The sequence below is a fragment of the Methyloversatilis sp. genome (genome assembly GCF_965284615.1).
Taxonomy (GTDB): domain Bacteria; phylum Pseudomonadota; class Gammaproteobacteria; order Burkholderiales; family Rhodocyclaceae; genus Methyloversatilis.
Genome location: NZ_OZ260098.1, coordinates 1,169,221 through 1,190,427, shown reverse-complemented (window position 1 = coordinate 1,190,427; position 21,207 = coordinate 1,169,221). Strand labels below are relative to the sequence as shown.

Below are 21,207 nucleotides of genomic sequence, written 5' to 3'. Positions count from 1 at the left end.
AAAGCAGCGATTCGTCATTGCGGCGTTCGGGTATCAGCAAGGAGGGCGCAGCTCGCCCTGATCAGCGCAACCGTCCGCTCGCCGACGCGGAACTCGCCCGCCGCGACACACTGGCGCCGACCGATGCGGTGCGCATGGGTGCGGCCGAGCAGCCAGTCACCCGCGCGGCTCGGACCGAGATAGTCGACCATCAGGCTGGCGGTCACCAGCCGGGCCTGCGCCGGCAGCTGTGCGGCGATGAAGCCGATCAGGAAGATGTCGGCCAGCGTGGCGATGACGCCGCCGTGCGTGATGCCCAGCCCGTTGCAGTCGTCGGCGGTAATGCGTGCCGCGAACAGATCCGTGAGCGCGCCGCCGGTGAACACCGTGCGGCCGCCGAAGAAAGGGCCGCGCAGCACGCGCGGCGTGAAGCTCTCCGGTGCGGCGCTGCAATCATCGACGGTGGATGGCGGCATCGAGTGCGTCCTCCAGCTGTTCGTTGCCCCAGTACAGCGCGTCGCCGACGAAGAAGCTGGGCGCGCCGAACAGGCCGCGCTGCGCGCCCTGCTCGGTCTGCGCGCGCAGTGCCTGCTTCACCTCCGGCGACTGCGCGCGCGCGATCACCGCGTCGGCCGGTTGGCCCAGTTCGCCGAGCAGGCGACGCATCGCATTGGCGTCGTCGATGTCCGTGTCATCGACGAAATTCAGTTCGAAAACGCGTGTGCAGAAAGCTGCGATCCACGGCGCTTCGGCATGTGCGAGCGCGATGCGCGCGGGCAGCACGCCGTTGCGCGGAAACTGCGACGGCTTGCGCCAGGGCAGCGCGTGCCGCGCGCACTGTCGCGCGAGGTCGGTCCACATCCAGGCGAACTTGGCCGGCTGCTGCAGGAAGGGCGAAGCCTGCCAGCCGGCGGCGCGAAAGATCGGGCCGAGCAGCAGCGGACGCCACAGCACGCGCACGCCACGCAGCCGCGCCAGCGTGTCGATGTGCGCCGTGCTCAGGTAGCTGTAGGGGCTGGCGAAGTCGAACCAGTATTCGATGACCGGGGCGTTCATGGCGCGCCTCAGTCGAACAGCACGAGGCAGCGCGCCTCGATGCTGGCGCGCAGCGGCGCGTCGGCTGGTGTGGCCGAGTCGAGAAAGGCGGCGTGCGGCGTGAAGCGCGACACCCCGCTCGCCTGCGCGTCGTATTGCTTGAACACCAGCACCTCGCGCCTCGTCATGCACGGAAAGTAATGCCAGCGGTGCTGCGGCGAGTGCTTCAGCACGTAGATTTCGCCGCTGCGGCCTGGGTAGCGGATTTCCGCCGCGACCAGATCCTGTGCCATCACCGTGCGGGCGTCGCACAGCGCCAGCGGCGCGTCGATCACCGGCTCGATCAACGGGCGCCACACGTTCACCACCGCATAGCGCCGGATACGCGCGCGCACCGCCTCGTCGGGCAGCACCAGCGCGAGGCGGCGCAGACCGCTCGCCTCGGAGTAGTCGTTATGCACGCGCCCGACCGCCGAGGCCTGGGCGTGCTGCCGGCCGAAGGTGAGCTGCTGTTCGTCACGGCTGCGCCGGCGTATCTGGTGATCGAAGCACAGCGCGCGAACACCGCCGGCCGCCTCGCAGGCGATGGCCTCGACCTCCGGGTAGTAGCGGGCACGGATCAACGCGTCGTCGGTGAAGCCATCGAGGCGGGTCGGCACTTCGCGCAGTTCGAAGCCGTGACGGTGAAGCAGGAAGTGCTGCGCGGCCGGCCGGGCGTCGGCGATGTTGACGTTGTGCGTGCGGTAACTGCAGTTCTCCCACGGCTCGCCGTCGGGCGGCGGGTACATGTAGTTGAACGGCGCGCCCGCGCTGTCGTGCAGGTAGTCCAGTCCGCCGGTGGTGTGCGCCGGGCGGGCACGGTCGCGATGAAGGAAGCGTTCGTCAGGGGTATTCACATGAGGCTCCTGTTAGTCGTCGGGCAGGCACTCGCCGCCGTTGCCGAGCAGATGCGGCCTTCCGTGCCCAGGACTCATGCTGCCGCTTCCAGACGCCTTGATCGAGTGTCTGGATCGACATCAAAAAGGCTAATATGGACATCATGAAAACAGCCGTACTGATCCTGCCCGGCGTGCTCGACATCAGCTTGGGCATCACGCTGGACGTGATGAACACCGCCAACCGCCTGTGTCTGCAGGCTGGGCGAGCGCCGCTTTTCGAGGTGACACTGGCCGGCACCGGACGACGTCGGGAGCGCAGTGGCTCGGGGCTTGAAGTGGGGCCGCTTGCGCGCATGGCCGACCTGCCGCCGCCCGATCTGGTGCTGCTGCCGGGCGCCAACCGCGCCCACCGCGAAGCGCTGGAGGAATGGCTGTTGACGCGCGAGATCGTGAAGGCGACGGAACGAGTGGGCGGCTGGCTGGAAGGCGGCGCTGAAGTGGCTGCGTCCTGCGTCAGCACCTTCGCGCTGGCGCAGGCGGGGCTGCTCGACGGGCGCATGGCCACCACCAGCTGGTGGCTGGCGCCATGGTTCCGCGAGCGCTACCCACGGGTCGATCTGGACATGGCGCGCATGGTCGTCAGCGACGGCCCGATCAGCACCGCTGGCGCCGCGCTGGCACAGGCCGACCTGATGCTCGCGCTGGTGGCCCGCCACGGCTCGGACGAACTGGCGCGCAGCTGCGCCCGCTTCCTGATGCTGGACCACCGCGTATCGCAGAGCCAGTACGCCATCGCGTCACATCTGGCACGGCAGACGCCGACGCTGCAGCGCGCCGACCGCTGGCTGCAGAGCCGCCTCGGCGAACCGGTCACCCTCGCCTTGCTGGCCGACGCGCTGCACATGACGCCGCGCACGCTGAGCCGCCACTTCGCGTCGGCGGTCGGCATGTCGCCCATCCAGTACGTGCAGAAACTGCGCGTCGAGCGCGCCACCCAGTTGCTCGAAACCGGCCACGCCTCGCTGGAATCGGTGGCCGCCCAGGTCGGCTACGCCGACCCGTCGATGCTGCGCAAACTGCTGCGCCGCGAGCGCGGCGTTACGGCGCGGGACGTGCGGTCGCGGTCACGCGCGGCGAGCGACGGCCGCTGACCGAAACGCACCACCCACTGCCTCGCCACCGCTCGATCACAGGCGGTGAAGAAGATGCCGATGCGCGTCATGACACGCTCGTGCTCCCCTGCAGCCACCCCGAACGAAGCCCTCGGCGCTAAGCGCCGCGGCTACCTGACGACCAGCGCGTCCGATTCGCGTGCCTGCCAACCGCCACCCAGTGCCTTGAAGGCAGCGACCGCAGCGCGTACGGATTCAGTCTGCGCCTGAACATGCGCATCGGAGGCACGTAACAGGTTCTCGTCGGCTTGCAGGACTTCGACCAGGCTGACGACACCCTTCTGATACGCCGCAAACGAGGCGTCCCGTGCGCGACTGAAGGCGTCCACACCTCGAGTCAGCACTGCGGCCTGCTCTTCGCGCCTGACCAAGGACGACAGCGCGTTCTCCACGTCTTCGGTTGCCCGCAAGGCGGCAAGTCGATATGCAGAGAGCAGTTCCGCTTCCTGCCCCTTCGCCAGATCGATCTGCGCATCGATGCGGCCGAAGTCGAACAGACGCCAGCGCAGGCCGAGCACGCCTGCGGCCTGACCGGCGCCACTGGTGAACAGATTGCCGCTCGCCACCGAGGTCGCGCTGCCTATCAGTCCGCTCAGAGAAAGTTTCGGGTAGTACTCGGCGATGGCACCGCCAATACGTGCGCTGGACGCGGCCAGGCGACGCTCGGCCGCGATCAGGTCAGGCCGGCGGCGAAGCAGGTCGGCCGGCGTCCCCGTGGCGACGATCTGCGGGGCAGCCGGAATATCACGGGTTTCGGCCAGTTCGGCCCGATGCGTGCCCGGCGGAGAGCCCAGCATCAGGTCCAGCGCGTTCATCGCGGCGTCCAGACCCGCTTCGAGCACCGGAACCGAGGCCTGAACCTGGGCCAGCGCGCCTTCCGCCTGCCTCACTTGAAGTTCGGCTGCGAGCCCTTTTCCATGCAGAAGCTTGATGGTTGCGAGCAAGTCCTGCTGCGTCCTTACCTGTCGGCGAGCGACGTCGAGCCGGGCCTGCAATCCACGGACGGTGATGTAGATGTCGGCTGTCTGTGCCGTCACTGCCAGACGCGTCGCGACCGCGCCCGCTTCCGAAGCCTGATACTCGGCCCATGCCGCCTCCCGGCCGCGGCGCAGACCACCGAACACGTCCAGCTCCCAACTCGCGGCAACATTGGTTTCGTAGGCACTGCCGTAACGGTCGAAACCGGGCGCCGAATTCAGGATCTGCCCCAAGGGGGTTTCGACGGAGCGATATGCCCTGGCCGCTTCCCCCGCTATCTGGCCCGAGGGCAGCAGTGCGGCGTTGGCTGCGCCTAGCCCGGCACGCGACTGGGCGACCCGGGCCGCCGCCTGCGCGATGTCCAGGTTCTGTTCCTGCGCCAGGGACACGAAGCGCTCGAGCAGAGGATCATTGAAGGCGGCCCACCAGTTCGTGAGGTCCGCCTGCTGCAGAACCTGCCGGCGATCAACGGCCTCCTGCCCGATAAAGACCGGCGAGAGCGCGATCTCGGGCTGTCGATACTCAGGACCGACGGCGCAGCCCGTCAAGACAGCGGCGCTCAGAAGCAGAACGAGGGAGCGGGGATAGGCGAACATTAAGATCTCCCGGAAAGTTGAATGCGTGAAGTGACTATAATCTAACTTGGTCACTTATTGTCAAGCCATCATCGACGCGGTATCGTTTTTCCATGAGCGAAATTGACACAAGCACACCCCAGGCGCGCGGTCCCGTTGACCACAGCGTTCGAGAGCAGATCGTTGCGGCGGCCGGAGAACACTTCAGTCACTACGGCTACGAGAAGACCACGGTTTCGGATCTGGCCAAGGCGATCGGTTTTTCCAAGGCCTACATCTACAAGTTCTTCGACTCGAAGCAGGCCATCGGCGAGGCCATCTGCGCCCAGTCCTTGAGCGCCATCATTCTTGCGGTCGAGGAAGCGGTGGCCGGCGCACCCACGCCTACGGAAAAATTCCGACGAATGTTCAAGACCTTGGTGTCGACCGGCGTGGGCCTGTTCTTCAACGACCGCAAGCTTTACGACATCGCCGCGCATTCCGCCGGCGAGGGCTGGCCGTCTGCACGCGCCTACTGCGAGCGCATCCGGCAGATCATGACCGACATCGTCCGCGAAGGTCGGGAGAGCGGAGAGTTCGAGCGCAAGACCCCGCTGGACGAGACGGTGCACGCGATCGATCTGGTCATGCAGCCGTATGTGAATCCGTTGCTGCTCCAGTACAACCTGGATGTGGCCGACGAGGCACCGACGCAGCTCTCCAGTCTGGTGCTGCGCAGTCTTGCACCCTGAGATCAGCAAGAAGTGAAAAGTGACTATTGACAACATTGGTCACTAGATGGAGGATGGAGGCCTTCGTTCCCGGAGGTCACCATGTTCCAGCGCCGCTCTCTTCCCTTCTTCGCCGTCGTCGGCCTGCTGCCTCTGGCTCTGGCGGCGTGCGGCGAGGCCACGTCTTCGATCGACCCGCGCACCCGGATTCCCCTGGTACGGGTCGGGGCAGTTGAGGCCGCCGCACAGGCTGACCGGTCCTTCACCGGCGTCGTTGCGGCGCGCGTGCAGAGCGATCTGGGTTTCCGCGTTCCGGGCAAGATCGTGGAGCGCCTGGTCGATACCGGCCAGACCGTCAAGCGCGGCCAGCAGCTCATGCGCATCGACCCCACCGACCTGCGGCTTGCCACGCGCGCCCGTGACGAGGCCGTCACCGCTGCCACGGCGCGGGCACGCCAGACCACGGAAGACGAAGCGCGATACCGCGATCTCGTCGCGACCGGCGCGGTGTCCGCTTCCGCCTACGACCAGATCAAAGCCGCCGCCGACGCGGCGCGGGCCGAACTGGACGCAGCCCAGGCGCAGGCCGACATGGCCCGCAACGAAACCGGCTACGCAGTCCTGCTCGCCGACGCCGACGGCGTGGTGGTGGACACTCTGGTAGAGCCGGGCCAGGTCGTCGGCGCCGGGCAGGTGGTCGTGCGTCTCGCCCATGTCGGTCGCCGCGAAGCGGTGGTCGATCTCCCCGAAACCTTGCGCCCGGCGGTCGGCTCGGCAGGCGTCGCCACGCTGTACGGCAGCGGGCTGACCGGTGCAGCCCGGCTGCGCCAGCTGTCGGATGCCGCCAACCCGCTTACACGCACCTTCGAAGCGCGCTACGTGCTGGAGGGCCGGCTGGCGGAAGCGCCACTGGGCTCGACCGTGTCCATCCACATCCCGCGCGACGGCGCCGCCCCGGCGCTGCAGGTACCGATCGGTGCGCTCTTCGATCCCGGCAAGGGACCCGGTGTATGGGTGGTCGAAGGTGAGCCCGGCACGGAACCCGGACCCCGGGTCACCTGGCGTGCGGTTCAGGTGGCTGGCCTCGGTACGGAAACCGCTGCGATTACCGGCGGCGTCTCCGCCGGGGATCGCATCGTCGTGCTGGGCGCCCACCTGCTGCAGGAAGGCGAACATGTCCGCGTGGCAGACAGCAAGAACGCCGCACGTGTGGCGGCGTCCAGCGGAGCGCTGCAATGAGCGCACCGACGCATTCGACCGAAGGCACGGCCCCTGCCCGCCACCCGGCAGGGGATTCGCCGAGCGCCTTCAACCTGTCGGCTCTGGCCGTACGCGAGCGCTCGGTCACCCTTTTCATGATGATCGTGATCTTCGTCGCCGGCGCGGTGGCGTTCCTGACGCTGGGCCGGGCGGAAGACCCGGCCTTCACGATCAAGCAGATGACGGTGGTGACCGCCTGGCCCGGCGCCACTGCGAAGGAGATGGAAGAACTCGTCGCCGAACCGCTGGAAAAGCGCCTGCAGGAATTGCGCTGGTATGACCGGGCCGAGACCTACACGCGCCCGGGCCTCGCCTTCACCACGCTGAACCTGCTCGACAGCACACCGCCGGCTGACGTACCCGAGGAGTTCTATCAGGCGCGCAAGAAACTTGGCGACGAGGCGCTCAAGCTGCCGCGTGGCGTCATTGGCCCGATGGTGAACGACGAATACGCCGACGTGACCTTCGCGCTCTACGCCTTGAAGGCGCGCGGCGCCGCGCAGCGACAGCTCGTGCGCGATGCGGAGACACTGCGCCAGCGCCTGCTGCACGTGCCGGGCGTCAACAAGGTGAACATCATCGGCGAACAGGCCGAACGGATCTTCGTCGAGTTCTCCCACGACCGCCTCGCGACCCTCGGCGTCTCGCCGCAAGCCCTCTTCGCGGCGCTGAACGGGCGCAACGTCATGACGCCCGCGGGCTCGATCGAAGCCAGGGGGCCGCAGGTGTTCATCCGGCTGGACGGCGCGATCGACGACCTGGAAGCGATCCGCAACACGCCGGTCGCGGCGCGCGGACGCACGCTCAAGCTCGGCGACGTGGCCGAGGTGAAGCGCGGCTACGAGGACCCGGCCAGCTTCCTCATCCGCAACAACGGTGAACCGGCCCTGCTGCTCGAGGTCGTGATGCGCGAGGGCTGGAACGGCCTCGATCTTGGCCGCGCGCTGGAGGCCGAAGCCGCCGCGATCAACGCCGAGCTCCCGCTGGGCATCAGCCTGTCCAAGGTCACGGACCAGTCGGTCAACATCAGTTCGGCCGTCGATGAATTCATGCTCAAGTTCGTTGCCGCGCTCGGCGTGGTGATGCTGGTGGGCTTCCTGAGCATGGGCTGGCGTGCCGGCATCGTGGTGTCGGCCGCGGTGCCGCTGACCCTGGCCGCCGTCTTCGTCGTCATGGCCGCCACCGGCAAGAACTTCGACCGCATCACGCTGGGTTCGCTGATCCTCGCCCTCGGCCTGCTGGTCGATGACGCAATCATCGCCATCGAGATGATGGTGGTGAAGATGGAGGAAGGCTACGACCGCATCCGCGCAGCCGCCTACGCGTGGAGCCATACCGCCGCACCCATGCTGTCGGGGACGCTGGTGACGGCGATCGGCTTCATGCCGAACGGTTTCGCCAAATCGACCGCTGGCGAATACACCAGCAATATGTTCTGGGTCGTCGGCATTTCGCTGATCGCGTCATGGATCGTTGCCGTGGTGTTCACGCCCTACCTCGGGGTCAAACTGCTGCCCAACTACACGCCGCACGAGGGCGGGCACGGGGCGATCTACGCCACGCCGAACTACCAGCGCTTCCGCCGCCTGCTCGGATCGGTGATCCAACGCAAGTGGCTGGTGGCGGCGAGCGTCATCGGTGTCTTCGTCGTCGCGGTGCTGGGCATGGGCGTGGTCAACAAGCAGTTCTTTCCGACCTCGGACCGGCCTGAGGTGCTGATCGAAGTGCAGATGCCCTATGGCAGCGCGATCCAGCAGACGAGTGCGGCGGTCGCCAAGGTCGAGGCGTGGCTGGCCGAGCAGCCGGAAGCGAAGATCGTGACCGCCTACATCGGGCAGGGCGCACCGCGCTTCTATCTGGCGATGTCGCCGGAGATGCCCGACCCGTCCTTCTCGAAGATTGTCGTCCTCACCGACGACCAGGACGCGCGCGAGGCGCTCAAGCTCCGGCTGCGCCAGGCGGTGGCCGACGGTCTGGCGCCGGAGGCGCGCGTACGGGCGACTCAACTGGTGTTCGGCCCGCCCTCGCCCTTCCCGGTGGCCTTCCGCGTGATGGGGCCGGACGCCAACACGCTGCGCGAGATCGCCGCAGAGGTGCGCGGCGTGATGCAGGCCTCGCCGCAGATGCGCACGGTCAATACCGACTGGGGCGAGCGCGTTCCCACGCTGCGCTTCTCGCTCGACCAGGACCGGCTGCAGAGCCTCGGCCTCAGCTCCAGCGACGTGGCGCAGCAGCTTCAGTTCCTGTTGAGCGGCATCCCCATTACCGAGGTGCGCGAAGACATCCGTTCGGTGCAGGTCGCTGCCCGCTCGGCCGGACACACCCGGCTCGATCCGGCCAGGATCGGCGATTTCACGCTGGTCGGCGCGACCGGCCAGCGGATTCCGCTGTCGCAGGTGGGCTCGGTGGAGGTTCAGATGGAAGACCCCATCCTGCGCCGCCGCGACCGCACGCCGACCATCACCGTGCGCGGCGACATCGCTGAGGGGCTGCAACCGCCGGATGTGTCCACCGCCGTCTGGCAGGATCTTCAGCCCATCATCGCCAGGCTGCCGGCCGGTTACCGGATCGAACTGGCCGGTTCCATCGAGGAATCCGCCAAGGCCAACAGCGCCTTGCTGCCGGTCTTCCCCGTCATGATCGCGCTGACGCTGATCACCATCATCTTCCAGGTCCGCTCGATCTCGGCGATGACGATGGTGTTCGCCACCGCGCCGCTGGGCCTGATCGGGGTGGTGCCTACGCTGCTGCTGTTCAACCAGCCATTCGGCATCAACGCGCTGGTCGGCCTGATTGCGCTGGCCGGCATCCTGATGCGCAACACGCTCATCCTGATCGGCCAGATCCACGACAACGAGAAGGCGGGCCTGGCCCCCTTCGATGCGGTGGTGGAAGCCACCGTGCAGCGCGCGCGTCCGGTCATCCTGACCGCCCTCGCCGCCATCCTGGCCTTCATCCCGCTCACCCAGTCGGTGTTCTGGGGAACGCTCGCCTACACCCTGATCGGCGGCACCTTCGCCGGCACCGTTCTGACCCTGGTGTTCCTGCCGGCCATGTATTCCATCTGGTTCAGGATCAGGCCCGCGGGGCGCAGCGCTGACCCGTCCGTGCTCCAACCCAGTCACCTATAGAAAGGAACTGTCATGTCGCATTCCAAAGTCGTCGTCGTTACCGGTGTGTCATCGGGCATCGGACGCGCCGCCGCCCTGAGCCTGGCCAGTCAGGGTTGCCAGGTGTTCGGCACCGTGCGCAACCTTGCCAAGGCAGAGCCGGTACCTGGCGTTGCGCTGATCGAGATGGATGTGCGCGACGAAGCCTCGGTCAAGCGCGGAATCCAGGCGGTCATCGCGCAGGCCGCGCGCATCGACGTGCTGGTCAACAGTGCGGGCGTGACCCTCCTGGGCGCGGCCGAAGAAACATCGATCGCCGAAGCGCAGACGCTGTTCGACACCAACCTCTTCGGCCTCCTGCGCACGACCAAGGCAGTGCTGCCGCACATGCGCACGCAGCGCTCCGGCCGCATCGTCAACGTCAGTTCGGTGCTGGGCTTCCTGCCGGCGCCCTACATGGCGCTCTATGCGGCCTCCAAGCACGCGGTTGAAGGCCTGTCCGAATCGCTGGACCACGAGGTCCGCCAGTTCGGCATCCGCGTCGCGCTGGTCGAACCGTCCTTCACCCGGACCAATCTGGATGTCAACGCGCCCCACGCCACTTCAAGGATTCCCGATTACGACGAGGAGCTCGGCATCGTTTCGCGCGCCATCCAGAACAATGTCCAGAAGGCGCCCCGGCCCGACGGCGTCGCCGCCGCGATCGTCGGCGCCGCGCTGGGTACATGGAAGATGCGCCATACGCCGAAGGGCGAAGCGTCTCTGCTGGCCAAGCTGCGCCGCTTCATGCCCGCCGGCCCGGTCGAGAAGGGCCTGCGGAAGACCTTCGGGCTCGCCTGAACATCCACACCGACCGAGCCCGGCCATGAGAAATCACCAACCGACTACGTGCGCGCCATGACCACCCCCGACAGCCAGACCGTGGCGGGTTCGCCGCCGATCATCGAAGAGGCGTCGCCCGCCCTGCCCGCTGGCGCCGCCTCGCCGTGGCCGGTGTTCTGGGTCGCCAGCGTGGCGGTGTTTCTTGTGTCGATGGACGGCACCATGCTGTTCGCCGCCTTCAGCGCCTTGCGCGCCGGTTTTCCGCAGGCCACGGCGGCAGACCTCTCCTGGGTGCTGAATGCCTACACCGTCGTCTATGCCGCGATGCTGATTCCTTCGGGCGGCCTGGCAGACAGGCATGGGCGCAAGCGGGTGTTTCTCGCTGGTGTTGCGCTGTTTCTGGCGGCGTCGGTTGCCTGCGGTCTGGCGGTCAGCGTGGAGTGGCTGGTCGCGGCAAGAGTCTTCCAGGCCCTGGGCGCCGCACTGCTGACGCCGGCTTCGCTCTCGCTCGTGCTGGCGGCCTTCCCCGCCGACAGGCGTGCCGTGGCGGTCAGCCTGTGGGGCGCGGTGGGCGGCCTGGCCGCGGCGGTGGGCCCCAGCCTGGGCGCCTTCGTGATCGCGTCGCTCGGCTGGCAATGGGCGTTCTATCTGAACGTGCCGCTGGGCATGCTTGCCATCTGGCGCGGTGCAACGCTGCTGACGGAAGCGAAGCAGCCGGCACGGGGCCGACCGCTCGACCTGGTCGGAATCGCCCTGCTGGTCCACGGCATCGGCGCGCTCGCGCTGTCCATCGTGCAGGCCGACTCGCCTGACTGGTCGCGTCATGACCTGCTGGCCACCGCGGGCGTCGGGCTGACGAGCATTCTCGGCTTTGCCGCTTGGGCCCGGCTGGCCGGGGCGCCGCTGGTGGATCCGGGGCTGTTTCGCAACGCCACCTACCGCTACGTCAATCTCGCCACGTTGAGCTTCGGTACGGCGTTCTCGATAATGTTCTTCGCATTTTTCTTCTACATGAACGCGATCTGGCGCTACCCGCTTCCACTGGCCGGCCTGGCGATGGCGCCCGGGCCGCTGCTGGTGGTTCCGGTGGCAGCGCTGTCGGGCCGTCTGGCCGGGCGGCACGGTCACCGCCCGGTGCTGGTCGCCGGTTGTCTGATCTACGCGGCCAGCGCGCTGTGGTTCTTCATGGTGCCGGGCACCGAGCCCGCCTATCTGACGCACTGGCTGCCGGGCATGGTGATGAGCGGCATCGGCGTGGGCATGGTGCTGCCGTCGCTGTCAGGCGCCGCCGCCAGCCACCTGCCCCCGGAGCACTACGCCGTCGGCAGCGCGGTCAATCAGGCGATACGTCAGATCGGCTCGGTCATGGGGGTCGCCCTCACCGTGCTGCTGTTGGGCGGTGCGAGTCTGCACCGTGCCGACTTCGACGCCGTTTATCTGTGCCACATGAGCCTTGCACTGTTGACCGCCGCGCTGTGCCTGCCCGTCAACACCGCGCCTGCGGCCGGCGCGAAAAAATGAGCGGGGCCCGAGCCAGGCGATTCATGCAATTGCATTCATCGAGTGCGGCGATCATCGACGTCGAAGCGCGAAAAACGTGAATCGCGCCGTGCGTCCGTTACTCGATCACCCGGTTCTCGAAGAAGTTGGCCCGCCTCGTTCATGTCGATCGCCACAACGTCGGCCGAGGGCGGACTCCGTCAGTGTCTGGCTGGACCGCCGCGAACTTCGATCCGGCGCAGGCGAGAAGGCGCGCGACGAGTGAGTTGCTGTCGGCGAACCCCGGAGGTGCGCACTCAACGCGGCGGGTGATATATTCATTTATCTATTCACAAATCCATTCAAAGAATGTCGCCCCACGCCGAATCGATACGGCTTCGCCTCAGCAGCGGGCCGCTGACCGCGCGCCAACTGGCTGAAAGCATGGGCATCAGCCAGCCGACGGTGTCCCGTGCGCTGGCCGAGCTGGGCGACGACATCGTGCGCATCGGCGCCGCGCGATCCATTCGTTACGCGCTGCGCGACACGTTGCGCGGGCTGCCGGACATCCCCATCCACCGCGTTCACAGCGAAGGCCGGATCACGCTGCTCGGCACGCTGGTGCCGGTGCGGCCCGACGGTTTCGTGATGCACCAGACCGATGGCGCAACGCTGCATAGCGAGGGCCTGCCCTGGTGGCTGATGGACATGCGCCCGCAGGGCTTTCTCGGCCGCGCCCACGCTGCGCGTCACGGTGCCGCGCTCGGGCTGCCGGCGCGGCTCGCCGACTGGAGCGACACACACGCGCTGCGCGCGTTGCTGGCACACGGTCACGACATGGTGGGGAATCTGCTGGTGGGTGAAGTCGCCCGCGACCGCTTTCTGTCGCAGCCCCTGCCCGCCCCCATCGCCGACACCGACCTTGCCGCAACCTATGTCCGTCTGGCCGCCGACGCAGCACAAGGCGACGCACCCGGTTCGTCGGCAGGTGGCGAACAGCCGAAATTCACGGCCTGCGCGATGACGCCGGCCGGCCCCCGGCACGTGATCGTGAAGTTCAGCGAAGCCGAAGACAGCCCGGTGAGCGAGCGCTGGCGCGACCTGCTGCGCGCCGAACACCTCGCGCTCTCGGTGCTGCGCGAAGCCGGCATCCCGGCCGCCCTCACCACCCTGATCGAGCACGGCGGACAACGCTTCCTGCAGGTCGAACGCTTCGACCGCGTCGGCCCGCTCGGCCGGCGCGCACTGCTGTCACTCACCGCGCTTGATGCCGAGTTCGTCGGTGCCGCTGCGGAAGGCTGGCCCGTCATCGCGCACCGACTGGCACGCGACCGCCACATCGCCCCCGAAGCCGCCGCTGGCGCCTGCCTGCTCTGGGCCTTCGGCACGCTGATCGGCAACACCGACATGCACGGCGGCAACCTGTCCTTCGTTGCTGAACAAGGCCGCCCCTATGCGCTCGCACCTGCCTACGACATGACGCCCATGGCCTTCGCCCCGCGCAGCGGCGGCGGCCTGCCGGACACCGTGCCGGAGGCGGTCATCCACGCCGGCGTCGCCCACGACACCTGGCGCCAGGCCGAAGCGCTGGCGCGCGCCTACCTTGCGCGCGTCTCAGGCGACGGCGGATTCAGCGCACGATTCGCGCCCTGCATCGCAGCGCTGGCGAATCACCTCGACACGGCGAGCGCGCGGATTGCGCGGCTAGGGTGAGCGGCGCGCGGATCCTGAGACACACGGCGACTTGACGGGACGCCCGCGTTCAGATCGACGAAGGGTCGGGCTTGCGGGCATGGCTACCCGCAGCACGCGTCTGCAGATAATCGAACGCCTCATCGGCATCCACCACCCGTCCGCAACGCGCCACCTCTTCGCGCGCCAGCAGCGCATCGGCTACGAAGGCTGTGCGACGTTCGGCCACTGCGGTCTGCAGTTCAAGCGCCTCGACCATAAAAGCGTGTTCGCTCTTGCCCGACTGCTGCGCCACCGCAGCGATTCGGGCTTTCAGTTCATCGGAAAGCGCCAGCGTGATCGTGCTGCTCATCATCCAGATTCCAGTAGCGAGCCAGGAACCATCGTAACGCCCGACAAGATCGGACGCCGCGACGGGTGACGAACGACCGCTTGCAATGGTTGCAGGAGAAGCCAAACGGCACGCACTGCGATCACCCGAAGAAACTCGACCATGGCCAGCAATCTCATCGTCCGGAACGTTGCCCCCGCCATCATCCAGGCCTTGAAGGAAGCGGCGGCGCATGGACGCAGCGCCGAAGCGGAACATCGCGAAATCCTGCGCGCCGCCCTCCCCCGCCCCGCAAGGCGCAGCCTGAAAGACGTGCTTGCCGCCATGCCCGACGTCGGCACCGACGACGACTTCAACGGCCGGCAGGCTGATGTACCTGCTTGACACCAATGTGATCAGCGAGCTGCGCAAGGGCGCACGGGCCAACGCTGGCGTCCTTGCCTTCTTCGCCGCGCTGGATGCGCAGCACATCCATCCGGCCGTCCAGACCATGGGAGAACTGCGACGCGGTCTGGAAAACCTCCGCGGCCGCAGCGACTTGTTTGACATCCGATTCGCACCTACCATGACCATAGTTCCGTGACCATGCTCAGAAGAGGCCCGATATGAGTACCGAAGTGTCCAAATCGCAGTTCAAGGCGCGCGCGCTCGAATACTTCCGCGACGTGGAACGCAGCGGCGAACCCCTCATCGTGACCGACCGCGGCGAACCGCGGCTGGAAGTACGTCGCTTCACACAGCGGGAGCGCTCGCCACTGGACATCCTGCGCGGCTCGGTGCTGCGGTATGACCGGCCGACCGAACCGGTGGGAGAAGACGACTGGGACGCCGCGCGGTGATCGTGCTCGATACCCACGCACTGCTGTGGTGGGCCAATGGCGAACGCGCGCAATTGTCCGCCGCCGCAGCGTCCGCCATCGACGCCGAGATGGACGGCGGCCAGATCCTCGTTTCAAGCATGTCGGCATGGGAACTGGCCATGCTCGTCGAGCGCGGGCGCGTCGCGCTGTCGATGGACGTCGCATCCTGGCTCGACACCCTGAGCCGGATCGACGCGGTACAGATGGTGCCGGTGGACAGTGAAATCGCCGTGAAGAGCGTGCAACTGCCGGGCGACTTCCACAAGGACCCGGCCGACCGCATCATCGTCGCCACCGCGCGCAAGTTCGCCGCACCGCTGGTCAGCGCCGACGAAAAGATCAGGAGCTACCCGCATGTGCGGGCGATCTGGTGAAAAGACTTGAGCCCCCCGGGTGCTCGATTTGTAGCGGCAGACCGGGGCTGCCGTGGAACTGACCGCGCCTGCGCTCCGAACTGATGGAGGACTGGACGCTGTGTCAATCCAGACAACACCCGAAGCGGATCAAACCACTGGAGTGATCCCCGCAGCACCATTGCGGATCAAGGCGGTTTCGGTGCTGCCCGATTTCTGCTTGGCCGTCACCTTCATGGATGACACCCAGGGCATCGCGGATTTCTCGGCGATTCTGACGGCCAGGGAATGCGGCATCTTCGAAGCGCTCAAGGACAAGACCTGTTTCGATCAGGCCCGCCTGAATCTCGGCGCCGTGATCTGGCCCAACGGAGCAGACATGGACCCCGCCTGGATGTATGAACAGATTCGGGCGAATAAATTGTGGTCTGTCCCCTTTTAACCCCTGAGTAGGCACGCCGTCCGAGGCGAGGGCTTCGTCCGGCAACACCTGAAACCGATGACCCTCCCGACCGCGCCTTGCGCGAGATCGATCGGCGGGCGGCGTCTGTGCAAGTTCGATCCAGTGGCCCGGCACTCAGTAGCTGAAAGCAATAATCTCATCTGCAGCTGCTAAACTCCACGGCTGTTCTGATTGATCCACCTGGCATTTTATGATTTTCCCCCGTACCACCGGAAACGGCATGCGCATGCACGGCTGTTTAGCCATTTCGCTTCTCACGCTCGCGGCGTGCGCATCTGAAGTACCCCGCCAGCCCGCCCGATTCCAGCCAGCAATCGAGGTTGCGTCGGTGCGCAGCGTTGACCGCGAAATCGAAGTTCGTCTGGGCACCGGTTACACGCGAGTACTTGCCTCCGGTTCGCGCTGGCGACAGGTCGGCGTTGTTTCTGAGGGGAGCGTATACGCGTCGAGCGGAAGCACATTTTCCGTAGAAGGTGCGCATGTCCACGAAGCCTACCTCGTCGTGAAATCAGGACGACTCGTCGGATTCTATCTGCCCGTGGAACGCGCGTTTTCGCCGATATCTCCCGATCAAAACCCAACTCTCTGGAAGGAGTACGAGTAATGCGCAGCACGTTTCAAATGATTGCCGTTGCCACCGCAGTGCTGGCAGGTTGCGCGTCCGGTCCGCGCTACACGGAGGTCAGACCCTCCATGCCAGCACTGGGAGACGGCAAGGGGCGCATCCTGTTCTATCGGACGGCGAATGTATTCGGCTCTGGCATACAGCCAGATGTGAAACTCAACGGAAAGGTTGTCGGTAGCGCTCAGCCGGGCGGGTTCTTCTATATGGACGTGCCGGCCGACAACTATGAGGTCGTGCTGTCAACCGAGGTCGACAAAAAGCTGACTTTCGCACTCGGCGCGAACGAAGAGAAGTGCGTGCGACTATCGGTTGGACTTGGCGTAGTGGTGTATCGCGTCTATCCCGAGATGGCGACACCCGAAACCTGCGAGAAGGAAATCCCTGACACCAGCTTCATCGGACAGGCGAAAGGGAAGTAGGTGTCGGGTCACGTCTGCGGACTGTTAATCCGTAGGTCTATCTGCGCAACAGCAAGCAGAATGGGGCAAAGAAAAGGGGCGCCCGCTGGCGTCCCTTTTCTTTGCCGGTCCGCAGACCGTGCAGATGAATCAGTCCCGCGAGCGGGCACCGACCACCATCAATCCCAACTCAACGCCCCACCCGTCTGATATTCAATCACCCGGGTTTCGAAGAAGTTGCGTTCCTTCTTCAGATCGATCATTTCGCTCATCCACGGGAAGGGGTTTTCCGCGCCCGGGTACAGCACGTCCAGACCGATCTGCTGCGCGCGGCGGTTGGCGATGAAGCGCAGGTATTCCTTGAACATGTTCGAGTTCAGGCCGAGCACGCCGCGCGGCATGGTGTCTTCGGCGTAGCGGTATTCCAGCTCGACGGCCTTGCGGAAGAGCGCCTTCAGTTCTTCGCGGAATTCCGGGTTCACAGGTGCGGGTTTTCGAGCTTGATCTGGTTGATCAGGTCGATGCCGAAATTGCAGTGCATGGACTCGTCGCGCAGGATGTACTGGTACTGCTCGGCGGCGCCGGTCATCTTGTTCTGGCGGCCCAGTGCGAGGATCTGCACGAAGCCGACGTAGAAGAACAGGCCTTCCATCAGGCAGGCGAACACGATGAGGCTCTTCAGCAGTTGCTGGTCGGCTTCGGGCGTGCCGGTCTTGAAGGCCGGGTCGGTCAGCACGTCGATGAAGGGGATGAGGAACTCGTCCTTGTCACGGATGGACTGCACTTCGTGATAGGCGTTGAACACCTCGCCTTCGTCCAGGCCGAGCGACTCGACGATGTACTGGTAGGCGTGGGTGTGGATGGCCTCCTCAAAGGCCTGGCGCAGCAGGTACTGGCGGCACTCGGGCGCGGTGATGTGGCGGTAGGTGCCGAGCACGATGTTGTTGGCGGCCAGCGAATCGGCGGTGACGAAGAAGCCGAGGTTGCGCTTGACCAGACGGCGCTCGTCTTCGGTCAGGCCGTTCGGCGACTTCCACAGTTCGATGTCGCGCTGCATGTTCACTTCCTGCGGCATCCAGTGGTTGGCGCAGCCGGCGAGGTACTTTTCCCAGGCCCACTTGTACTTGAAGGGCACGAGCTGGTTCACGTCGGTGCCGCCGTTGATGACGCGCTTGTCTTCGGCGCGGATGCGGCGCATGCGCGCGTCGCCCTGGGCGGCCGGCGTGGCCGGCGGCGACATCGGCAGTTCGCGCGAATCGGGTTCGAACGGACGCGATGCGGGCGTGCGCAGCGCCAGACCGGGTTGCGGCGCGGTCATCGGCAGGTCGTCTTCGAAACTCAGCATTGTTGTTTTCTCCTTCAGTCGGCGCGCGCTGCGCGCCGGGTATTGCTTTAGTCAGTTGGGGCGATGCACGGAGCAGGCTCCGCTAGCCCCTGGCCCCCAGCCCCTCGCCCGCGCCTGCGACGCAGGCACGGGCGGGACGTGCTTATTGGCAGGCTTCGCAGGTGGGATCGTCGATGGCGCAGAACTTGGGCGCCGGCTCTTCGGACTGGCTGGGCACCGCGTTCAGTTCGCCGCCGCGGCCGGTAGATTTCTCGGCGTGGGTGGCGCCCATGGCGCGCAGGTAGTAGGTGGTCTTCAGGCCGCGCAGCCAGGCGAGCTTGTAGGTTTCGTCCAGCTTCTTGCCCGAGGCGCCGGCCATGTAGATGTTCAGGCTCTGCGCCTGGTCGATCCACTTCTGGCGGCGCGACGCGGCTTCGACCAGCCACTTCGGCTCGACTTCGAAGGCGGTGGCGTAGAGCGCGCGGATGTCGGCCGGGATGCGGTCGATGCGCGACAGCGAGCCGTCGAAATACTTCAGGTCGGCGACCATCACTTCGTCCCACAGACCCAGCTTCTTCAGGTCGCGCACCAGGTGCTCGTTCACCACGGTGAATTCGCCCGACAGGTTCGATTTGACGAACAGGTTCTGGTAGGTCGGCTCGATGCTGGCATCGACGCCGATGATGTTCGAAATGGTGGCGGTCGGCGCGATCGCCAGGCAGTTCGAGTTGCGCATGCCGTAGTTGGCGATGCGGTTGCGCAGCGCGTCCCAGTCCATCGTGACCGAGCGGTTGACTTCGAGGTAGCCGCCGCGCTGCTCGGCCAGGATGTCCAGCGAGTCGTGCGGCAGGATGCCGCGGTCCCACAGGCTGCCCTTGTAGCTGGAGTAGCGGCCGCGCTCTTCGGCCAGTTCGGTTGACGCCCAGTAGGCGTAGTAGGCCACCGCTTCCATCGAGCGGTCGGCGAACTCGACCGCCGCGTCGGAGGCGTACGGCGTGCGCAGTTCGTGCAGCGCTTCCTGGAAGCCCATCAGGCCCATGCCGACCGGGCGGTGCTTCAGGTTGGCGTTGCGCGCCTTGCCGACCGAGTAGTAGTTGATGTCGATGACGTTGTCGAGCATGCGCATCGCGGTGCGGATGGTCTTGCGCAGCTTGTCGTGGTCCAGCGCCTTGCCGCCCTTGCCGTCGTCCTTCAGGTGGGCGACCAGGTTCACCGAGCCGAGGTTGCACACGGCGATTTCGGTGTCCGAGGTGTTCAGCGTGATTTCGGTGCAGAGGTTCGAGCTATGCACGACACCGACATGCTGCTGCGGCGAACGCAGGTTGCACGGGTCCTTGAAGGTGATCCACGGGTGGCCGGTTTCGAACAGCATCGACAGCATCTTGCGCCACAGCGCGACCGCCTGCGTCTTCTTGAACAGACGGATTTCGCCGCGCGCGGCCTTCTCTTCGTAGCGGGTGTAGGCCTGCTCGAAGGCGCTGCCGTACAGGTCGTGCAGGTCCGGGCAGTCGGCCGGCGAGAACAACGTCCATTCGCCGTTTTCCATCACGCGGCGCATGAACAGGTCGGGAATCCAGTTCGCCGTGTTCATGTCGTGCGTGCGACGGCGGTCGTCGCCGGTGTTCTTGCGCAGGTCGAGGAATTCCTCGATGTCGAGGTGCCAGCTTTCCAGATAGGCGCACACCGCGCCCTTGCGCTTGCCGCCCTGGTTCACCGCGACCGCGGTGTCATTGACCACCTTCAGGAAGGGCACGACGCCCTGCGATTTGCCGTTGGTGCCCTTGATGTGCGAGCCCAGCGCGCGCACCGGCGTCCAGTCGTTGCCCAGACCGCCGGCGAACTTGGCCAGCAGCGCGTTTTCCTTGATCGCCTCGAAAATGCCGTCGAGATCGTCGGCCACCGTGGTGAGGTAGCAGGACGACAGCTGCGGACGCAGCGTGCCGCTGTTGAACAGCGTCGGCGTCGAGCTCATGAAGTCGAAACTGGACAGCAGCTTGTAGAACTCGATCGCGCGCTCTTCACGGTTGATTTCGTTCAGCGCCAGACCCATGGCCACGCGCATGAAGAAGATCTGCGGCAGTTCGATGCGGCGGTCGCGGATGTGCAGGAAGTAGCGGTCGTACAGCGTCTGCAGGCCGAGGTAGTTGAAGCGCAGGTCGTTGCGGTGGTCCAGCGCGGCGCCGAGCTTGGCGAGGTCGAACTGGGCCAGCTTGGAATCGAGCAGTTCGGCTTCGATGCCCAGCTTGATGTAGCGCGGGAAGTATTCGGCGTAGGCGGTGGCCATCTCTGCCTGCGAAGTTTCCTCACCCAGCACTTCGGCGCGGACCGTGTGCAGCAGCAGGCGGGCGGTGACGTAGCCGTAGGCCGGGTCCTGCTCCAGCAGCGAGCGGGCGGCCATGATGGCCGACTTGCGCACTTCCTCGACCGGTACGCCGTCGTACAGGTTCGACAGCGTGGCGTTCAGGATGGCGTTGACCGACACCACGTCGCCCAGCGCCTCGCACGAGGCTTCGATCAGACCGCGCAGCGCGGCGTGGTCCAGCGGCATGCGACGGTTGCCGTTGACCACGTGCAGCACCGGCTGGTCAGCCGCTGCTTCAACCGCGTGCTGCTTCTGCGCACGCTCGGCGGCACGCTTCTCGCGGTACAGCACATAGGCGCGGGCCACGTCGTGCTCGGCCGAGCGCATCAGCGCCAGTTCGACCTGGTCCTGGATGTCCTCGATGTGGAAGGTGCCGCCGTGCGGCTGGCGACGCACCAGCGCCTGCACCACCTGGCTGGTGATGCCGGCGACCTGTTCGCGCACGCGCGCCGACGCGGCACCCTGCCCGCCATTCACCGCCAGAAAAGCCTTGGTCACCGCGATCGAAATCTTGGCCGGCTCGAAATTCACCACCGCACCGTTGCGGCGGATCACCTTGTAGTCGGCGTGCAGCGCCGCCGTGTTCGGCAGCTCGTCGATGCTGATCTGGTCGGGGCTGGGGGACTGCGGACGGGTGCTGGCGTGTTCGGCGGTCAATTGCATGCGGACGTCTCCCTGTAAGGCCGTCGCGAGCGCGACGGAGAAGCGGTTTTTGATGGGATTTCGCTAACTGACCACTATAGGTAGTGGTTGAAGCTCGATGAGCTACTAATTCTAGTGAGCCAATCCGGCACCCGCAAG

Annotated in this window: 20 protein-coding genes and 1 pseudogene; 14 read left to right on the top strand and 7 right to left on the bottom strand. The window is 66.1% G+C overall.

From position 1 onward, the window contains the following. Positions 1 to 14 precede the first annotated feature (14 nt). From ACQ66H_RS05810 to ACQ66H_RS05800, 3 genes are read right to left on the bottom strand one after another with little or no spacing between them, the layout of a single operon-like run. Entirely contained in the window at positions 15 to 455 is a 441-nt protein-coding gene (locus tag ACQ66H_RS05810) for a PaaI family thioesterase (RefSeq protein ID WP_430433191.1), read from the bottom strand. After that, positions 433 to 1,035: a 2-hydroxychromene-2-carboxylate isomerase gene (locus ACQ66H_RS05805; RefSeq protein WP_430433190.1), complete on the bottom strand. Its 603-nt coding sequence runs from the start codon at positions 1,033 to 1,035 to the stop codon at positions 433 to 435. The genes ACQ66H_RS05810 and ACQ66H_RS05805 overlap by 23 nt, the downstream gene beginning before the upstream one ends. 8 nt (positions 1,036 to 1,043) lie before the next feature. Further along, positions 1,044 to 1,910: a CmcJ/NvfI family oxidoreductase gene (locus ACQ66H_RS05800; RefSeq protein ID WP_430433189.1), complete on the bottom strand. Its 867-nt coding sequence runs from the start codon at positions 1,908 to 1,910 to the stop codon at positions 1,044 to 1,046. A 143-nt stretch (positions 1,911 to 2,053) separates the two neighbouring features. Here ACQ66H_RS05800 and ACQ66H_RS05795 point away from each other — a divergent pair, with 143 nt between their 5' ends. Then, positions 2,054 to 3,043 (top strand): GlxA family transcriptional regulator, encoded by a 990-nt coding sequence (locus tag ACQ66H_RS05795; protein ID WP_430433188.1) that lies wholly within the window; start codon positions 2,054 to 2,056, stop codon positions 3,041 to 3,043. 131 nt (positions 3,044 to 3,174) lie between these two features. On the opposite strand, the gene ACQ66H_RS05790 is transcribed toward ACQ66H_RS05795, so the two are convergent. After that, positions 3,175 to 4,638 carry an efflux transporter outer membrane subunit gene (locus ACQ66H_RS05790; protein WP_430433187.1) on the bottom strand — a complete coding sequence of 488 codons (1,464 nt, stop codon included), beginning with the start codon at positions 4,636 to 4,638 and terminating at the stop codon, positions 3,175 to 3,177. A 92-nt stretch (positions 4,639 to 4,730) separates the two neighbouring features. On the opposite strand from ACQ66H_RS05790, the gene ACQ66H_RS05785 reads away from it, so the two are divergent. From ACQ66H_RS05785 to yjjJ, 6 genes are all read left to right on the top strand, one after another. After that, the gene (locus ACQ66H_RS05785) at positions 4,731 to 5,348 is read left to right on the top strand and encodes a TetR/AcrR family transcriptional regulator (RefSeq protein ID WP_430433186.1); all 618 of its coding nucleotides are present in this window, start codon (positions 4,731 to 4,733) and stop codon (positions 5,346 to 5,348) included. Positions 5,349 to 5,429: 81 nt separating this feature from the next. Further along, positions 5,430 to 6,566: an efflux RND transporter periplasmic adaptor subunit gene (locus ACQ66H_RS05780; protein WP_430433185.1), complete on the top strand. Its 1,137-nt coding sequence runs from the start codon at positions 5,430 to 5,432 to the stop codon at positions 6,564 to 6,566. Next, positions 6,563 to 9,718 (top strand): efflux RND transporter permease subunit, encoded by a 3,156-nt coding sequence (locus ACQ66H_RS05775; protein WP_430433184.1) that lies wholly within the window; start codon positions 6,563 to 6,565, stop codon positions 9,716 to 9,718. The genes ACQ66H_RS05780 and ACQ66H_RS05775 overlap by 4 nt, the downstream gene beginning before the upstream one ends. 12 nt (positions 9,719 to 9,730) lie before the next feature. After that, positions 9,731 to 10,537 carry an oxidoreductase gene (locus tag ACQ66H_RS05770; RefSeq protein WP_430433183.1) on the top strand — a complete coding sequence of 269 codons (807 nt, stop codon included), beginning with the start codon at positions 9,731 to 9,733 and terminating at the stop codon, positions 10,535 to 10,537. A gap of 57 nt (positions 10,538 to 10,594) precedes the next feature. Further along, positions 10,595 to 12,040, top strand: a complete 1,446-nt coding sequence (locus ACQ66H_RS05765; RefSeq protein WP_430433182.1) for an MFS transporter — start codon at positions 10,595 to 10,597, stop codon at positions 12,038 to 12,040. Between the two features lie 327 nt (positions 12,041 to 12,367). Further along, positions 12,368 to 13,711, top strand: a complete 1,344-nt coding sequence (yjjJ, locus tag ACQ66H_RS05760) for a type II toxin-antitoxin system HipA family toxin YjjJ (protein WP_430433181.1) — start codon at positions 12,368 to 12,370, stop codon at positions 13,709 to 13,711. Between the two features lie 49 nt (positions 13,712 to 13,760). Here yjjJ and ACQ66H_RS05755 read toward each other — a convergent pair whose 3' ends face one another. After that, the gene (locus tag ACQ66H_RS05755; protein WP_430433180.1) at positions 13,761 to 14,045 is read right to left on the bottom strand and encodes a CopG family ribbon-helix-helix protein; all 285 of its coding nucleotides are present in this window, start codon (positions 14,043 to 14,045) and stop codon (positions 13,761 to 13,763) included. A gap of 138 nt (positions 14,046 to 14,183) precedes the next feature. Between ACQ66H_RS05755 and ACQ66H_RS05750 the strand changes: the two genes are divergently transcribed. From ACQ66H_RS05750 to ACQ66H_RS05720, 7 genes are all read left to right on the top strand, one after another. Then, positions 14,184 to 14,405 (top strand): FitA-like ribbon-helix-helix domain-containing protein, encoded by a 222-nt coding sequence (locus ACQ66H_RS05750; RefSeq protein ID WP_430433179.1) that lies wholly within the window; start codon positions 14,184 to 14,186, stop codon positions 14,403 to 14,405. After that, positions 14,392 to 14,604, top strand: a complete 213-nt coding sequence (locus ACQ66H_RS05745; RefSeq protein ID WP_430433178.1) for a hypothetical protein — start codon at positions 14,392 to 14,394, stop codon at positions 14,602 to 14,604. The genes ACQ66H_RS05750 and ACQ66H_RS05745 overlap by 14 nt, the downstream gene beginning before the upstream one ends. 22 nt (positions 14,605 to 14,626) lie before the next feature. Next, a complete protein-coding gene (locus tag ACQ66H_RS05740; RefSeq protein WP_019919201.1) occupies positions 14,627 to 14,860 on the top strand; it encodes a type II toxin-antitoxin system Phd/YefM family antitoxin in 234 nt (77 codons plus the stop codon). Next, complete coding sequence (locus ACQ66H_RS05735) at positions 14,857 to 15,255, top strand: type II toxin-antitoxin system VapC family toxin (protein WP_257097283.1); 399 nt, start codon at positions 14,857 to 14,859, stop codon at positions 15,253 to 15,255. The genes ACQ66H_RS05740 and ACQ66H_RS05735 overlap by 4 nt, the downstream gene beginning before the upstream one ends. A gap of 52 nt (positions 15,256 to 15,307) precedes the next feature. Then, positions 15,308 to 15,676: a DUF2442 domain-containing protein gene (locus ACQ66H_RS05730; protein WP_430433177.1), complete on the top strand. Its 369-nt coding sequence runs from the start codon at positions 15,308 to 15,310 to the stop codon at positions 15,674 to 15,676. 241 nt (positions 15,677 to 15,917) lie between these two features. Beyond that, positions 15,918 to 16,301, top strand: a complete 384-nt coding sequence (locus ACQ66H_RS05725) for a hypothetical protein (RefSeq protein WP_430433176.1) — start codon at positions 15,918 to 15,920, stop codon at positions 16,299 to 16,301. Next, positions 16,301 to 16,741, top strand: a complete 441-nt coding sequence (locus tag ACQ66H_RS05720; protein ID WP_430433175.1) for a DUF2846 domain-containing protein — start codon at positions 16,301 to 16,303, stop codon at positions 16,739 to 16,741. Before ACQ66H_RS05725 ends, ACQ66H_RS05720 begins: the two co-directional genes overlap by 1 nt. A 158-nt stretch (positions 16,742 to 16,899) precedes the next feature. Here the strand turns inward: ACQ66H_RS05720 and ACQ66H_RS05715 are convergent. Together ACQ66H_RS05715 and ACQ66H_RS05710 are read right to left on the bottom strand one after the other, a co-directional pair. Continuing rightward, positions 16,900 to 18,065 (bottom strand): annotated as a pseudogene (locus tag ACQ66H_RS05715) (ribonucleotide-diphosphate reductase subunit beta). 142 nt (positions 18,066 to 18,207) lie between these two features. After that, positions 18,208 to 21,069: a ribonucleoside-diphosphate reductase subunit alpha gene (locus tag ACQ66H_RS05710; RefSeq protein WP_430433174.1), complete on the bottom strand. Its 2,862-nt coding sequence runs from the start codon at positions 21,067 to 21,069 to the stop codon at positions 18,208 to 18,210. Positions 21,070 to 21,207: the final 138 nt, after the last annotated feature.

Coding starts and splice junctions, on each gene's coding strand:
- ACQ66H_RS05810 (WP_430433191.1), bottom strand. CDS start 455: ATGCCGCCATCCACCGTCGATGATTGCAGCGCCGCACCGGAGAGCTTC.
- ACQ66H_RS05805 (WP_430433190.1), bottom strand. CDS start 1,035: ATGAACGCCCCGGTCATCGAATACTGGTTCGACTTCGCCAGCCCCTAC.
- ACQ66H_RS05795 (WP_430433188.1), top strand. CDS start 2,054: ATGAAAACAGCCGTACTGATCCTGCCCGGCGTGCTCGACATCAGCTTG.
- ACQ66H_RS05790 (WP_430433187.1), bottom strand. CDS start 4,638: ATGTTCGCCTATCCCCGCTCCCTCGTTCTGCTTCTGAGCGCCGCTGTC.
- ACQ66H_RS05785 (WP_430433186.1), top strand. CDS start 4,731: ATGAGCGAAATTGACACAAGCACACCCCAGGCGCGCGGTCCCGTTGAC.
- ACQ66H_RS05780 (WP_430433185.1), top strand. CDS start 5,430: ATGTTCCAGCGCCGCTCTCTTCCCTTCTTCGCCGTCGTCGGCCTGCTG.
- ACQ66H_RS05775 (WP_430433184.1), top strand. CDS start 6,563: ATGAGCGCACCGACGCATTCGACCGAAGGCACGGCCCCTGCCCGCCAC.
- ACQ66H_RS05770 (WP_430433183.1), top strand. CDS start 9,731: ATGTCGCATTCCAAAGTCGTCGTCGTTACCGGTGTGTCATCGGGCATC.
- ACQ66H_RS05765 (WP_430433182.1), top strand. CDS start 10,595: ATGACCACCCCCGACAGCCAGACCGTGGCGGGTTCGCCGCCGATCATC.
- yjjJ (WP_430433181.1), top strand. CDS start 12,368: ATGTCGCCCCACGCCGAATCGATACGGCTTCGCCTCAGCAGCGGGCCG.
- ACQ66H_RS05755 (WP_430433180.1), bottom strand. CDS start 14,045: ATGATGAGCAGCACGATCACGCTGGCGCTTTCCGATGAACTGAAAGCC.
- ACQ66H_RS05750 (WP_430433179.1), top strand. CDS start 14,184: ATGGCCAGCAATCTCATCGTCCGGAACGTTGCCCCCGCCATCATCCAG.
- ACQ66H_RS05745 (WP_430433178.1), top strand. CDS start 14,392: ATGTACCTGCTTGACACCAATGTGATCAGCGAGCTGCGCAAGGGCGCA.
- ACQ66H_RS05740 (WP_019919201.1), top strand. CDS start 14,627: ATGAGTACCGAAGTGTCCAAATCGCAGTTCAAGGCGCGCGCGCTCGAA.
- ACQ66H_RS05725 (WP_430433176.1), top strand. CDS start 15,918: ATGCGCATGCACGGCTGTTTAGCCATTTCGCTTCTCACGCTCGCGGCG.
- ACQ66H_RS05720 (WP_430433175.1), top strand. CDS start 16,301: ATGCGCAGCACGTTTCAAATGATTGCCGTTGCCACCGCAGTGCTGGCA.
- ACQ66H_RS05710 (WP_430433174.1), bottom strand. CDS start 21,069: ATGCAATTGACCGCCGAACACGCCAGCACCCGTCCGCAGTCCCCCAGC.